Raw genomic sequence first — 14,939 nt, 5'->3', positions numbered from 1 at the left:
TCCCTATATCATCTTACTTATGAATCAAAGTTCCCTTTAATCCGCTGACACCATCTAATGCTTCCTCCAAGTTGGCAATCAGTACGGAACGGACTGCAGAATTGCCGATGTAATCGATTGCTGCCTGAATCTTCGGAAGCATGGTTCCTTCTTCAAACTGACCCTCGTCCATATACTGTTTTGCTTCTTCTACGGTCATCTCATCCAATGGCTGTTCATTGGCTGTACCATAATTTAAGCATACCCGCTCTACACTAGTTAAGATAATGAGCTGGTCAGCATCTAAAAGCTCTGCAAGTCTGCCTGCTGCAAGGTCTTTTTCAATGACTGCGCTGGCACCTTTTAGATTATTATCCTGCTCTAATACAGGAATACCGCCACCACCACAGGCAATTACTACCTGGTCTGCATCGGAAAGTGCACGGATGGCATCAATTTCTACGATGTCCATTGGCTTTGGAGCTGCTACGATACGGCGGTATCCATCGCCCTGTTTTACCGTATGGTTACCTTTCTTCTCTTCTGCTTCTGCCTCTTCCTCTGTCATGACACGGCCGATAATTTTGGTTGGATGATAAAATGCTTCATCGTATGGGTCTACGGTTACCTGTGTTAAAACAGTAGATACCGGTTTGTAAATTCCACGGTTTAATAATTCGGTACGAATGGCATTCTGCAAATCGTATCCGATATAGCCCTGACTCATAGCAGAGCAGACAGACATCGGAGTAGCAGTATATTCCGGATAAATTCTTGCGAATTCAGCCATTGCAGTATGTATCATTCCCACCTGTGGTCCATTGCTGTGGGAAAGAACTACCTGACAGTCATCCTTAATATAATCTCCGATTGCTTTTGCGGTAAGCTTGGTTGCTTTCTTCTGTTCCGGAAGTGTTGTTCCCAATGCTTCATGTCCTAATGCAATCACAATTCTCTTCTTTTTCATGTTACAATCCTCCAATTCTATGCCCAAAGATTTTCCGGATAGACACCGTCTTTAATCAGTCCGCGGATGGAATCCACAACAAATGGTTTGTCCTCTAAATAAGTAACTCCAAACCAGCGGTCTGCTGTCTCATAAACTTTTACGGTTGCCTTATCCTGATTCAAAAGCAATTCCACAATATTTGGCAGCAGATACTCTTTCTTCATCGGATTGTCTTCAATATGTGCTAAGAACTCACGGAAGCCCTCTTCCAGATAATCAATAAAATCCGGATAGCCAGCCCACATGTTCATAGATACATTTACATCCGGGTGAATCCATTCTGCCACATCAGCTTCTTCACAATGTACTTTTCCTTTTTCATCGGCATAGATGCTGTGTGTCTCTAAAATTTTTTCAAGATAGCCACTCTTTTCATCTACCACACAGACACCACGGGTAACGGTTCCGTTATCACTCAGTGTGTTCTTCAGGATATATCCAGCCATTCCAAGGCGGAATCTTTCCTTATCCTCTTCATGATTTACCAGAAAATCATGCATCTTTACAAATGCTTCTTTTCCGTAATAATCATCTGCATTGATGACTAAAAATGGTTCCTTCACTACGCCTTTGCAGCATAATACTGCCTGACCGGTTCCCCATGGTTTTGTTCTGCCTTCCGGCACTGTAAAGCCTTCCGGTATATCATTGATATCCTGGAATACATAATCTACTTCTACCTGTTTTCCGATTCTGTTTCCAATGATTTCTTTAAAATCCGCCTCAATATCCTTGCGAATGATAAATACAACCTTATCAAAACCTGCGTCCACCGCGTCATAAATGGAATAGTCCATAATAATCTCGCCATTTGGTCCCATTTTCTCAAGCTGCTTAATTCCGCCGCCAAAACGGGAGCCAATGCCTGCCGCCATAATAATCAGTGTTGTTTTCATTCGTATTCTCCTCAACCTTATTTTTAAAACTTTTTTCTCTCTACCCTTTTCTTTTTCCTCTATTTCACTATTCTTATCTAATGATTTCGCCGCTCGTCAACGATAAAGGCATACTGACTCACTTACGCCTGCTATTTCATGTATTCTTTGTAGCCGACTTCCTGAAGCTTCTTATCCTTTGCTTCTACCTGCTCTTTTAAATTCTTAGAATATTCTTTTAATCGTGCCAATAATGCATCATCTGATGTTGCAAGAATCTTTGCTGCAAGAATTCCTGCATTTGCGCCACCATTGATTGCAACGGTTGCTACCGGAATACCGGTCGGCATCTGTACGATAGAATAAAGAGAATCTCTTCCGCCTAAAGATGTGGTATGCATTGGAATTCCGATTACCGGCATAGGGAAGATTGCTGCACACATTCCCGGAAGATGTGCTGCCATTCCTGCTCCTGCGATAATTACTTTAAATCCTTTGCTCTCTGCGCTCTTTGCATATTCAAAAAATACATCCGGCTCACGATGTGCGGAAATAATTGTCATCTCATACTCGATTCCAAGCTGTTCCAAAATATCTGCTGCTTTTGCCATTACAGGCATATCTGAATCACTGCCCATTACAATTCCTACTTTTGCCATTTTCTTTCTCCTTTTCTCATAGATACTTGTCCTTTTAGTATACACTGTTTTACGCCGGAAATGAAGTCTTATTTTCCAACGGCTCATTCAGTTTTTCTGTGCCCGGTACTACAAACCTGCCATCTCTTATAATATCCCCGGTACTGCCATCTGCCCGTTCAATATAAATGCAGTCTAATTCATCATACGGTATCGTAATATCCGTATGGCAGTTAAAGTATGCCTTACTTTCGTCTTCTTTCCGAAGAATTGAGATTTCATTATCCCTTGCCACAATTTCTTTGCCATCCGGATTATAAACCGGCGTATCCTCTGCCTGGGAATAACAGGTATCTCCCACTGCAAAATGTGGACCTGTCTTCTCTGCAATCAGAATCGGCAATTTATCTGCAATATCAAAGTCCTTTGCCATCCGGTATGCCGTGGTGTTGGTTCCAATAGCAAACTCCCCTAACGGCAGCGTATCATGGTGCATCAGCACATTATCATAAATATATTTATGGTTCTCTTCTTCACTGTCAAAATTACTGCAGCTGTAATCCACAACTGTTCCATCTTTAAACGTCATTTTCAGGTTCTCATACCGGAGTCCGTTAAGATAGACATAAGATACATGCAGTACTCCGTGGGTTCCGGTCAGCACCGGTGAAGTAAACACTTCCCCTACCGGAATATTGACATCTGCCACGCAATTTTCAAAGATAGTCTCTTTCTGTGGATTCTTAAGGTGGTATAATTCCACGGTCATATCTGTTTCGTTATCGCCTTTTCCTCTGATATGTGCCCTGACTCCCTGGTCTAATACTTCAATAATTTTCGCCTGCATATCCCGGTACAGGGTATAATCCAGTGTATTTAATTCTACCGTCTTATCAAAGATTTCTTCAAAGTTGCTGCCAATCTGCGGGAGCGGATAAGCAATAATCGTAAAGCTTCTTTCCTCTCCCTTAATATACTGATTGGTAATCTGCCCAGCCTGTGACGCATAATAGACATTTAATTCATTCTGCTTGTCGCTGTAATGGCAGGCAGTTTTTTTATTTTCCGGTTCAAATAACGGTTCTCCAAACACTTCGATTACTGCCGGGCCTGCGTAGCCTGCTGCAAGATTTTTCTTATCTTCATATACGGTCCGGAGTGTCTCTAATCGGCGTTCCACAAAGGCTTTATCTAAATATACTGCTTTATCTGCTTTATGGTCATAATCAAACTGACGGTTCACAGAAACCGCATAGCAGCCCCGCTTGGAATTGCCGCGGTTACGGAAGGAAGAAAACGCATCCCGGTAAATCGTCGGTTTTAATCCCATCTTCTCAAAATTTACAATCGCTGCCCGCACCATGCGTTCCATTCCGATGGCATATTCCACATTTACGGTAGATTTTATGGATAAGTCTTTTCCAGTGGTAACAAAGCCAATCCGGTAGCCTTCCGTATAAGTATCTGCCATTGCCTGAATCTTCTCCTGCGGAAGCTGGTTCATATACTCTGCCATACGGATTTCATTTTCTCCGACTGGTTCTCCATAATAATAAAGGTATTTTAAATCCTGTAAATCAGAATCCATTACAATCCGGGTAAAGAAATCCCGGCTGGCATCTACCATTTCACAGACGCTGCGCTCTGTAAATAATTCACTGTAATCGTGGAAGAACCAGTAAATTGCCTGCTGCACTTCTTTCGGGGTTGTTCCCTCTTCGTCATTAAAACAGGTATAAACCTGGATAAACAATTCACAGAAGCAGGTATAGGCTTCCACATCGCCCTCATAAGCATAAGGAATCAGGCTCCGAAGCTCTGCGTAAAGCATACTAAGCAGTGTACCGTATTCCTCTCCCAATGTTTCACAGGCATAATCCGGGTTGGCATAGCTTTCTTTATAATGCTCCGGCAAAATATCCTCATACAATGCTTCATTTATCTTCTGTAATGTTTCCCTGCTCTGGCTGCAGAAGCTGTCATTTAATACCTGCCGCAATACTTCTTCCGTTTTTACAATAAATGCTGCCGTTCCTTTAAAATAAGCACGGAACGGCTCACAAACCTCCGGTTCTGCCGCAAGTTCATGTATCCGTTCCGTTACCAAATCCAGTCGTTCTGTAATTGCTTCTCTTTCTTCTGCGTTTAAATTCTGATATTCCATACTTTATATCCTTTATATTTCTAATTTTGCCTACAACAGAATACCGCCTGCATAGACAGCTATCCAGATAAGCAGTGAAAAAATCGAGAAAAATGTAGCAGCATACGGAATGCTGCGAAATGAATTTTCCTCCTTCAGGCTTATAATTGCAAGAATCACTGCGGCTAATGCTGCAAAAAAAGCGAGGATTCCATAGCAGGCTATGTATATGCTTAAATTACCGGCACTTCTGAATGCAAGAACTACCATCACCACAAAACTGACCAGTGACAGTAATGCCAGAACAAGTGCTGTAATTCCTCTTTTCGAAAGTGTTTTTTCTGTAAATTTATATTTTCTGTATCCTCTTCGTCTTTTTCTCATGTTCTTTCTCCCGATACCATATTGTACCGAAGTCTATTCTTTCTGCTCAAATTTGTGACACCGGATATGATTTGCCAGCAAAAATCCAACATATCCAATTGCCCCGCCGATGGTATTTAAAATCAGATCATCTACATCAAAGCTTCCTACCTTGGATACAAGCTGTACCAGTTCCACCAGCAGGCTGAAGTCAAAACTCAAAAGCACTATCCGGTAGAACTTTCTCTGATTATGTGCCAGTAATGGCAGCAGCATTCCATAAGGAATAAAAGCGACAATATTTCCCAGAAGGTTAAAGCAGACTGCTTTCGTCCCCAGTACCTTCCGGTAAATAATAAACCGCTTGATTTCTTTTAAGGGCATAAGATTATAATGGTAGCTTCTTTCGGAATAGGTTCTTCCCATCATTTCTGAGAAGAACAGGAAATAGCAAAGCAGACCCAGATATATTACGAATAAAATCCATGCTCCGATACGAAGCAGTTTTCTCGTCTTCTGACTCAATTCCTTTTCCCCATTTCATTTTTGCTGTTTATTTTGCCCCATACTGCTCATAATATTTATCAATTGCTTCTTTCATCTTATCATCAATGATAAGCCTGCCCTGACAAGGACGGTTGTATAAACACTCTACCACATCTGCCATGCTGACAATTGCATTTGCAGGAAAACCATATTTCTCCTGAATCTCATCCAATGCGCATTTGTCTGTCTCAAGTCCTTTTTCCATACGGTTTAAGGATACCATCAGTCCAAGAATGGTTACATCTCCCTGTGCCTGAATGATTGGGAATGTCTCCTGAATAGATTTTCCGGATGTCGTTACATCCTCAATAATAACAACACGGTCACCATCTTTGATTTTGCTTCCAAGCAAAATTCCGGTATCGCCATGGTCTTTTACTTCTTTACGGTTAGAACAGTAACGAATCTCTTTGCCATAAAGACGGCTGAATGCGATTGTTGTTGCAACAGAAAGCGGAATTCCCTTATATGCCGGTCCAAACAGCACATCAAAATCGGTACCATAGTGGTTGTGAATTGCTTTTGCATAATATTCTCCAAGGCGGGATAACTGTGAACCGGTTACATATGCACCTGCATTCATAAAGAATGGAGACTTTCTTCCACTCTTTAATGTGAAGTCACCAAATTTCAAAACCTCACTCTCCACCATAAATTCAATAAACTCTTTCTTATATGCTTCCATGTATGAAACCTCCTGAATATGTCAACAGTGAAATATCACTTTTTTCTTTTACCTAATTTTTTATGCTACCATACTTCCCTGAAAACCTCAATGCATTTTTCTTAATGGCGCCGGTCTATACCTGCATTATTATAATAAGCTGCTTTTTCCTGATACATTCTGCGTTCAGCTTCCATCAGCAAGAGGTCAAATCCACGCTCCCAGCTTTCCTGCCATACTGATCCGACTGCCATTACTACATCCTTTTTCTTCATGCCAGCCTTCATACGTTCTATCCGCTGCTTCAGTTCCTCTTCTCCGATACCTGCACACAGTGCCAGAAGTTCATCCCCTCCAATACGGAACAGTCCATAGTCTGAAAATTCCTCACGGAGTAATTCGCCGGCACGCAGAATGAGCTGGTCACCTGCCTGATGACCTAAAGTATCATTTACCCTTTTCAGTCCTGTAATATCGCAATACACCACACCAAAGCATGAAGTCCCTGATGCATCTGTAACATACTGTTCCATGGCGAACCGGTTTCCAAGTTTCGTAAGCTGGTCACTATAGCTCATCCGTTCCAATTCCCGCACCAGATTACGCCTTCTGATGCTGGAGACAATAAAATATCCCATAATCTGAAGCATATTAGAAGTATAATCCAACATTTTTTCGGGAGGATTATCAACTCCATAAAAACCGATGATTTTCTGACCTTCATACAGTGGAACTACTACCAGCGTTGAAATATTCTGTTGTTTCAGATTCTCATACTGCAGTGGATCACTCTCACGTATATTTTCCAGATTACCAATGATAATATTTTTGCCTTCCCTAAAATTGCGGTACCAGTTCTCGCATACTTCAGCCGGAACATTCTGCAAATTATCTTTCTCAGGCCTGATACCATTCGCTACCCATTCATAGGTGTTATCGTCATTTCCCAATAAGTTTTTTTCAAAAATATAGGTACGTTCTCCATTCAATGCCTTTCCAAGATATTCCAGGATAATTTCCAGCGACTGTTCTGATGTAGGGGCATTTAACGAAATTCTTATGCCCTCATTTATAATAGCCTCCATATTTTCATAGTTTTGAATCAGACTTCCCTGTTTTTCTTCGTTGCTGACATCCAGTGCAATTTCTACCCGGTAACGTCGACCATCCTGTTCCAGCATAGTATCCTTCAACAACAGATGTTTGCCAAGAACCGGATTATAATACTTCCATTCTTTAAACTCACCTTCTACCAGTTCCTGATTATTGCACATACTACAAGGGGCGGCATTATGCTGCATCACCTCATAACATTTCTTTCCTTTTATTTCCTCCTGGGTCTGAAATCCAAAGTTTTCCCGTGTTTTCCGGTTCATATACACAAGCTCATATGTATCAACATCTGAGACATATACAAGTTCATCAAGATTTTCAAAGAAATTCCAAATCTTTTCCACTGTTTCTATCCTTTCTGGCAATTACATTCCTTTAGGCGGTTGCGAAAGGGGACAAAAAGATGATTGCCCCAATAATATCACGGGATTACAGGAGATTTATCTTTATCCGGTATGAAATGCCAACAGTTCTTATAATGCGTGTTTTTCTTGATTATAAACTGTCTTTCCGGTTGCTTTGGCTGAATATCGACGCTGTCCGCCGGGTACAGATGCCACATAATGCCTGCAAGGGGCACAGGGGATTTCGGTATGCGTTGCTTTTTGTCTGGCAACCGGCACAAATTCACATCCATGTTCAATTGTGCCTCGCTGGTACATCCCTGTACCAGCGTTGCCTGTTGCCAGACGAAATTCCCAGTGCCCCTAACAGCCCTTATCAAGCATCTGTGTTTCGGCGAACTGTGTCGATATTCTGACAAACATTGGAAAGACTGTTTTCATAACAAAAAGAAAAACACGCATTTTAGAACTGCGGTATTTCGTAGCAAAAGATAATCCCCTGTGAATCCCGTGATATTCTTCCGGCAGCATCAAAAACAGTCCCATTAATCAGTGACTGCACCAATCAGTTCATTGATATCTTCAACTCCATTATTTTCCATATAATCCTGTATACCATTGATAATATCAATCGTTGCGGTAGGATTGGTAAAGTTTGCAGTTCCCACAGATACTGCGGTTGCTCCTGCCAGTATCAGTTCCAATGCATCTTCCGTGCTCTGTACACCTCCCATTCCGATAATCGGAATATTCACTGCCTGAGCTGCCTGATATACCATACGCACTGCAATTGGATGCACTGCCGGTCCGGACATCCCACCAGTTCTGTTTGCCAAAGCAAATTTTCTGCGGTTTACATCAATCTTCATTCCAGTCAGTGTATTAATCAGGGAAATTACATCTGCTCCGCCTGCTTCTGCCGCTTTTGCCATCTCTGTAATATCCGTTACATTCGGGCTCAATTTCATAATAACCGGCTGTCTTGCATATTTTTTCACTTCTTTTGTAATTTCTTCTACAGAAGCTGCATTCTGTCCAAAGGCAATACCGCCTTCTTTGACATTTGGACAGGAAATATTGATTTCCAGCATATCTACCGGCTGATCGGAGAGTCTTTCCACAACTTCTATATAATCGGAGGTTGTTTTACCACATACATTTACAATAATGCGTGTGTCATAGTGGGTAAGAAACGGAATATCACGCTGTACAAATACATCAATACCAGGATTCTGTAAACCGATAGCATTTAACATTCCACCATACACCTCTGCCACACGAGGGGTCGGATTCCCCGGCCATGGTACATTGGCAACACCTTTCGTCACTACTGCACCCAGTTTATTCAAATCTACAAATTCACTGTATTCCTGACCGGAGCCAAAGGTTCCGGATGCTGTCATAATCGGGTTCTTCAATAATACTCCTGCCAGATTCACTCTTGTATTCATTAAAGTTCCACCTCCTCAGCCCGGAAAACCGGTCCTTCTTTACATACACGTTTATTATTGACATTGGAATGTTCGTCCTTGTCCTTAGACTGGCACACGCAGGCTAAGCAGGCTCCGATTCCACAAGCCATACGTTCTTCCATGGAAATCCAGCACTCAATCTGTTTCTCTTTTGCATATTCCTTAATAGCTGCCAGCATCGGCTTTGGTCCGCAGGCATAGATAATATCTGCTGTCAGCCCATTTTCACGGATGGCATCCAATACATTTCCTTCTGTCCCGGCACTTCCGTCCTCAGTTGCCACATAGACTTCTCCTTCTTCACGGAATTCATCCATCAGGAAAAGCTCATCCCGGAAACCAAGTACCATCTGCTTTTCACAGTCCAATTCTTTTGCCAGCTCTAACATTGGTGGAATACCAATTCCACCACCAATTAAGAACGCTTTCTTTTCTTTCTTCGGAAATCCATTTCCCAGCGGTCCTGTTATATTAAGAATTCCGCCGGTATGCATACCGGAAAACTCTTCTGTTCCCTTTCCAACTTTACGGTATACCAGACGGATGGCATTATCCTTTTTATCAATTTCACAGATACTGATTGGTCTTGGAAGCAGTCTGCTTCCTTCATTACAATATACAGATACAAACTGACCTGCTTTTGCATGTGCTGCAATCTCTTCCGTACGCAGCCACATACTGTAAATGTCATCCGCAATTTCTTCCTGGCGGATAATAATCGCCTGTTCCTTAAACTTCTCTGCCATCTTCTTCTCCTATCTTGCCTGTAAAGCTCCATCGATATCTTTTATCATTGCCTCTACTGCTGCTCTGGATGCATCTGCAAAATGTTCTGCTCCAAAAGATGCATATGCTTCCTGCTTATATGCGGCAATGATTCCACGGGATGAATTGACAATTGCACCCAGTCCGTTTTCGTCGAAGTAATGTACTAAGTCCGCTCCTTTTCCACCCTGGGCACCGTATCCCGGAACCAGGATAAAGCTCTTTGGCATTACTTTACGAAGGACTTTTCCGATCTCCGGATAGGTTGCTCCTACTACTGCTCCCACATAGCTGTAGTTATCTCCCATGACTTCTTCGCCCCACTGCGCTACCTTTTCACCGACATATTCATACAGTGGTCTGCCATCAATTAATCTGTCCTGGAATTCTCCACTGGATGGATTGCTGGTCTTAACTAAAATGAAGATACCTTTTTTCTCTTCTTTACATACTTCCAGGAAAGGCTTGATTCCGTCTGAACCCAGATATGGATTAACGGTTGCAAAGTCTTCATCAAAAGCAGAAAGCTTTTTGCTTCCCACCTGGACTTTACCAAGATGTCCCACTGCATAAGCTGCGGATGTAGAACCGATATCGCCACGTTTTACATCTCCAATTACCACAAGGTCTTTGGAGTGGCAGTAATCTACTGTCTTCTGATATGCTTTCACACCCTCTGTTCCAAACTGCTCATACATGGCAATCTGTGGTTTTACAGCAGGAATCAGATCATAAGTGGCATCTACAATTGCTTTGTTAAACTGCCAGATTGCTTCTGCTGCACCCTCTAAAGTCTCACCATGCTCCTTAAATGCTGCTGCCTTAATATGTTCCGGAACATAATCTAACATCGGGTCTAAGCCGACAACGATTGGTGCATGGGTTTTCTCGATTTTTTTAATTAATTTGTTAATCATATCTTTAAGCCTTTCTTTTTCTTATTCTTCTGCTGCATCATATACAATTCTGCCTTCACAGATAGTCATCATTACTTTACCAGTTACTTTTCTGCCGTGGAATGGTGTATTCTTTGCTTTCGACCAGAACTTGTTCTTATCAATGGCATAAGTGCATTCCGGATCAAAAAGCATGACATCTGCCATACTTCCCTCTTCCAAAGTTCCTTTCTTCAAATGAAGAATCTGTGCCGGGTTATAGCTCATCTTCTCTACCATCTGCATCGGTGTTAAGTATCCCCCCAGCACAAGTTCTGTATAAGTCAGTGCTGCTGCAGTTTCCATTCCAACAATTCCGAATGGAGCCTTTACCATGCTGTTATTTTTTTCATCTGCTGTATGCGGTGCATGGTCTGTAGAAATGACTTCCATGGTTCCGTCGGAAAGTCCCTTTTTCAATGCCTCCACATCCTCTTTACGGCGAAGTGGCGGATTCATCTTATAATTGGTATCTCCCTCTACCATATCATCTGATGTCAGTGTGAAATGATGCGGACATACCTCTGCGGATACCGGAATATGCTCTAACTTGGCATATTTTACCATGTTTACACTGTTCTTTGTGGAGCAGTGGCAAAGATGCAGGTGTGCACCGGTATCTTTGGATAACAGGATATTTCTTGCAATCATGATATCTTCTACGGAATTGGTAATTCCAGCCAGTCCCCACCGTTTTGCATTCTCATCCTCGTTGACCACGCCGGAGCCAACCAGATTCTTATCTTCGCAATGTGACAGTACCGGAATGTTACAGTCTCTTGCTACCAGCATGGCATCTCTTGCAAGAAGTGAATTCATGACTGATTTGCCATCTTCACTGATTGCAGGGCTTCCTGCCTCCGCCATCTCTTTGATGTCAGCTAATTCCTCTCCCTGCTGTCCTTTTGTTATAGCGCCAACCTGTAATACATGCACCAGTCCGACACTTTCTGCCTTATGATGTACATAACGTACCACATCAGCATTATCTACCACCGGCTTGGTATTTGGCATTGCAAGTACCGTGGTATATCCGCCTCTTGCTGCGGAACGGGTTTCTGTTTCAACATCGCCCTTATGGGTAAATCCTGGATCCCGCAAATGCACGTGCATATCAACGAGTCCCGGCATTACATACAGTCCTTTGGCATCAATAGTCTTCTCTGCCTTTTTTTTAATATTTTTCCCTCTTTTGGTAATGACTCCATCTTCTATGAAAAGGTCCATTACATCATCTGTTTTCGTAGCCGGATCTAAAATGCGGCCACCTTTTATTAAGATTGTCATGTGGAATACCTCCTGTTGCTCCTATTTTAGCATACAAGCAGTTCTGGGGCAATCTGCTCATGCATGTATTTTCTCAAATAGCGCCGGAGGTACATATGCTTCTATACGGATTCCCTCCGGCAGATATTCTTCTGCTATTAATTCTCCTGTTTCTCTTATCTGCTGCAGCAATCCACCCTTGTCATATGGCAGCACTGTCTCAAGATAGCGCTTGTTCTCCCGCAGTATCCGGGCGAGGCAGTCTTTCAGTTCTTCTAGTCCATCACCTCTTGCTGCAGATACCCGTAAAGTAATATCTGCCCTGCCATCCCGCAATGGTTCCCGGTCTGTAATAGCATCCTGCTTATTAAACAATGTCAATATCTTTTTATCTGTAACCTCTAACTGGTGCAATGTCTCATATACAATATGCATCTGCTTGGCAGCCTGTGGATTGGATGCATCCACCACATGAATGATAAAATCTGCATACTTAGCTTCCTCTAAAGTACTACGGAAGGCATCAATCAGATGATGCGGCAGTTTCCGGATAAACCCTACCGTATCCGTAAGCAAAAGCTTCTGGCTTCCCGGAAGTTCTAACATTCTGGTAGTCGGGTCTAAGGTTGCAAAAAGTTTATCTTCTGCAAGAATTCCAGCTCCGGTCAGAGCATTTAAAAGGGTTGATTTACCGGCATTGGTATACCCTACAATCGCTGCCACCGGAACATGATTCCGCTGTCTTGCCACACGATTCACTTCCCGGTGCCTTTTCACTTCCTCTAACTCCCGTTTGAGCTGGCTGATTCTTGATGCAATCAGACGACGGTCTACCTCTAACTTTTTCTCTCCCGGACCTCTCGTTCCAATTCCTCCTCCCAGCCTTGACATACTCTTTCCTATGCCGGAAAGACGACTCATGCGGTAACGAAGCTGTGCCAGTTCCACCTGTATCTTTCCTTCACTGGTAGATGCTCTGGCAGCAAAAATATCAAGGATAATTAAGGTTCTGTCCATCACTTTTACGTTCAGGGCATCTGAAAGATTCCGAAGCTGTGCCGGGCTTAGTTCGTCATCGCAGACAATTCCTGTTGCATTGGTCCATGCAATTTCATCCAGCAGCTCTTCTACTTTTCCGCTACCAATATAAAGCCCCGGATGTATTGTCTGACGGTTCTGGATTACCCTGCCCACCGTTACTGCTCCGGCAGTCTTCACCAGCTCCTCCAATTCATCCAGGGAGTCTTCTGTATCATCGCCATCCTGGCTGCTTACGCCAACCAGGATGACTCTTTCTTCCATTTCATTGTTTTCAAAAAATTCAGGCATAAAATATCCTTTTCTTACTTTCTGTTTATGCAAACACACTCTGTCCGTTCTGGGATAATCCTGCAGAAATATTTAAAATTGCAGCAAAATCATTCTGTAATTCATTTGAGCATTTCTCTGCTTCCAGATAAATTTCTTCTGCTTTTTCAGCGTTCTCATCAAACAGTGCCTGCTGCACTTCTTTTCCATATCCATGGAATCTTCTGTGTTTCTCTGCCAGTGCATTCCAGGCCGGTGCAATTGCCGGATTTTCCGGATGCATGGAATAGTAAAAATGACCAAAGCCGCATTTTGTATCATCAAATTGTAACGTAAGGACATTCTTCTCAGTTACCATGGTATGTAAAGTCTCAAGCCATGCCCTATGTGCTTCCATTGCTTTTTGTACATAAGCATCAAAAACTGCATTATCCATACGGTAAAATGCATCACGGCTCATTTCTCCTATAACCTTCGCCACATTATCCATACCCGTTTCAACCTGGGTTAATGGTTCTACCGAACCTTTTAAATTTCCATTTATAACGGTCAGCAATTCTGCATCATTGCTGAGATTACTGCACTGGTCCTCAATACAGGACACCTGGGTTTCCAGCACATTCATGGAGCTGCTGATTTCTTCACTGATACCAGCAAGGGAACCAATCGATTCGCTGATGGTTCCAACATTTTTCTTGTTCTCGTCATTAATATTCCATACAGCATTAATCTTCTGATCAATATTGTCAAGAGATGTAATTGCAACATCCACACTCTTAGAACTCTTCTCAGAAGCATCGCGGATTCCTTCTACGAATTCACCCATATTTCCGGTTAACTGCTTGGTTCCCTCTGCCAGCTGACGGATTTCTTCCGCTACAACGGCAAATCCCTTTCCTGCTTCTCCTGCTCTTGCTGCCTCAATTGATGCGTTCAATGCCAGCAGGTTGGTCTGTTCGGAAATTGCATTGATGCCTTCAATGACTTCATTCATATGATTGATAACATCCATCAATGCATCCATATTCTTCTTCATTTCTGTGGATTCTGAGATTGCATCTTTGGATAAATCACGGATAGCGGTCAGTTCTTCCTGGCCATTCTCTATCTTCTTATAAATATCCGTAGTTTTCTCTGATACATCAATAATTGTATTGGTCAGACCCTCATGGGCATTTCTTACTTCCTCTGCAATACTGGATGTTTCTGTTGTTGCATCATGGATTGCCTTTGTTGCTGTATTGACATCCTCTGCTGCCGTTGTCATCTTTACGGTATCATGTTCAACTTTCAGACCTAAGGCACTCATTGTCATAACTGCCTGCATATCTTCCCCATATACCTGTGCAAGCTGACGTCTGCCAGCGTTCATTCGCTCATACATATTCTGCAGTTCCGGTGAACCTGCAGCATAATTCTCTTCTTTCATCTCACTGATTGACTGAACCAGATTTACAATTTTTTTGTTCTTTCCCAACGCCATATATTTCCTCCAATCAATGCACTTTCTGTGCATTAC

Annotated in this window: 14 protein-coding genes; all 14 read right to left on the bottom strand. The window is 42.5% G+C overall.

Features of this window, described 5'->3' with window-relative positions; translation table 11 throughout:
* Nucleotides 1-13: 13 nt before the first annotated feature.
* The 14 genes from arcC to DWV68_RS02095 all read right to left on the bottom strand — a co-directional run bounded on the left by arcC (nt 14) and on the right by DWV68_RS02095 (nt 14,903).
* On the bottom strand, nt 14-946 hold the full coding sequence (gene arcC, locus DWV68_RS02165; protein WP_022244167.1) for a carbamate kinase: 933 nt from the start codon (nt 944-946) through the stop codon (nt 14-16).
* A gap of 17 nt (nt 947-963) precedes the next feature.
* A complete protein-coding gene (locus DWV68_RS02160; RefSeq protein WP_117697503.1) occupies nt 964-1,884 on the bottom strand; it encodes a sugar phosphate nucleotidyltransferase in 921 nt (306 codons plus the stop codon).
* Nucleotides 1,885-2,015: 131 nt separating this feature from the next.
* The gene (gene purE, locus DWV68_RS02155) at nt 2,016-2,522 is read right to left on the bottom strand and encodes a 5-(carboxyamino)imidazole ribonucleotide mutase (RefSeq protein WP_022244165.1); all 507 of its coding nucleotides are present in this window, start codon (nt 2,520-2,522) and stop codon (nt 2,016-2,018) included.
* A gap of 49 nt (nt 2,523-2,571) precedes the next feature.
* Nucleotides 2,572-4,665, bottom strand: a complete 2,094-nt coding sequence (locus DWV68_RS02150) for an aminopeptidase (protein ID WP_118664910.1) — start codon at nt 4,663-4,665, stop codon at nt 2,572-2,574.
* 30 nt (nt 4,666-4,695) lie between these two features.
* Nucleotides 4,696-5,028 carry a DUF6142 family protein gene (locus DWV68_RS02145; protein WP_117697499.1) on the bottom strand — a complete coding sequence of 111 codons (333 nt, stop codon included), beginning with the start codon at nt 5,026-5,028 and terminating at the stop codon, nt 4,696-4,698.
* A 33-nt stretch (nt 5,029-5,061) separates the two neighbouring features.
* On the bottom strand, nt 5,062-5,532 hold the full coding sequence (locus tag DWV68_RS02140) for a VanZ family protein (RefSeq protein ID WP_117697497.1): 471 nt from the start codon (nt 5,530-5,532) through the stop codon (nt 5,062-5,064).
* 28 nt (nt 5,533-5,560) lie between these two features.
* Nucleotides 5,561-6,238: an orotate phosphoribosyltransferase gene (gene pyrE / locus DWV68_RS02135; protein WP_117697495.1), complete on the bottom strand. Its 678-nt coding sequence runs from the start codon at nt 6,236-6,238 to the stop codon at nt 5,561-5,563.
* Between the two features lie 101 nt (nt 6,239-6,339).
* Nucleotides 6,340-7,674: a sensor domain-containing diguanylate cyclase gene (locus tag DWV68_RS02130; protein WP_242986067.1), complete on the bottom strand. Its 1,335-nt coding sequence runs from the start codon at nt 7,672-7,674 to the stop codon at nt 6,340-6,342.
* A gap of 545 nt (nt 7,675-8,219) precedes the next feature.
* Complete coding sequence (locus DWV68_RS02120; protein ID WP_117697493.1) at nt 8,220-9,125, bottom strand: dihydroorotate dehydrogenase; 906 nt, start codon at nt 9,123-9,125, stop codon at nt 8,220-8,222.
* A complete protein-coding gene (locus DWV68_RS02115) occupies nt 9,125-9,892 on the bottom strand; it encodes a dihydroorotate dehydrogenase electron transfer subunit (RefSeq protein ID WP_022244410.1) in 768 nt (255 codons plus the stop codon). The genes DWV68_RS02120 and DWV68_RS02115 overlap by 1 nt, the downstream gene beginning before the upstream one ends.
* A 9-nt stretch (nt 9,893-9,901) precedes the next feature.
* Complete coding sequence (pyrF, locus tag DWV68_RS02110; RefSeq protein WP_118664908.1) at nt 9,902-10,828, bottom strand: orotidine-5'-phosphate decarboxylase; 927 nt, start codon at nt 10,826-10,828, stop codon at nt 9,902-9,904.
* Between the two features lie 21 nt (nt 10,829-10,849).
* The gene (locus DWV68_RS02105; protein ID WP_118664906.1) at nt 10,850-12,133 is read right to left on the bottom strand and encodes a dihydroorotase; all 1,284 of its coding nucleotides are present in this window, start codon (nt 12,131-12,133) and stop codon (nt 10,850-10,852) included.
* A gap of 57 nt (nt 12,134-12,190) precedes the next feature.
* Nucleotides 12,191-13,441: a GTPase HflX gene (hflX, locus tag DWV68_RS02100; protein ID WP_118664993.1), complete on the bottom strand. Its 1,251-nt coding sequence runs from the start codon at nt 13,439-13,441 to the stop codon at nt 12,191-12,193.
* A gap of 25 nt (nt 13,442-13,466) precedes the next feature.
* Entirely contained in the window at nt 13,467-14,903 is a 1,437-nt protein-coding gene (locus DWV68_RS02095) for a methyl-accepting chemotaxis protein (protein WP_197420796.1), read from the bottom strand.
* Between the last annotated feature and the right edge of the window lie 36 nt (nt 14,904-14,939).

The sequence above is a fragment of the Roseburia sp. AF12-17LB genome, assembly GCF_003479605.1.
In the GTDB taxonomy this organism is placed as follows: Bacteria; Bacillota; Clostridia; order Lachnospirales; family Lachnospiraceae; genus Roseburia_C; species Roseburia_C amylophila.
The sequence above is the reverse complement of the archived record's forward strand: the minus strand, read 5'-3'. Positions and strand labels throughout refer to the sequence as shown.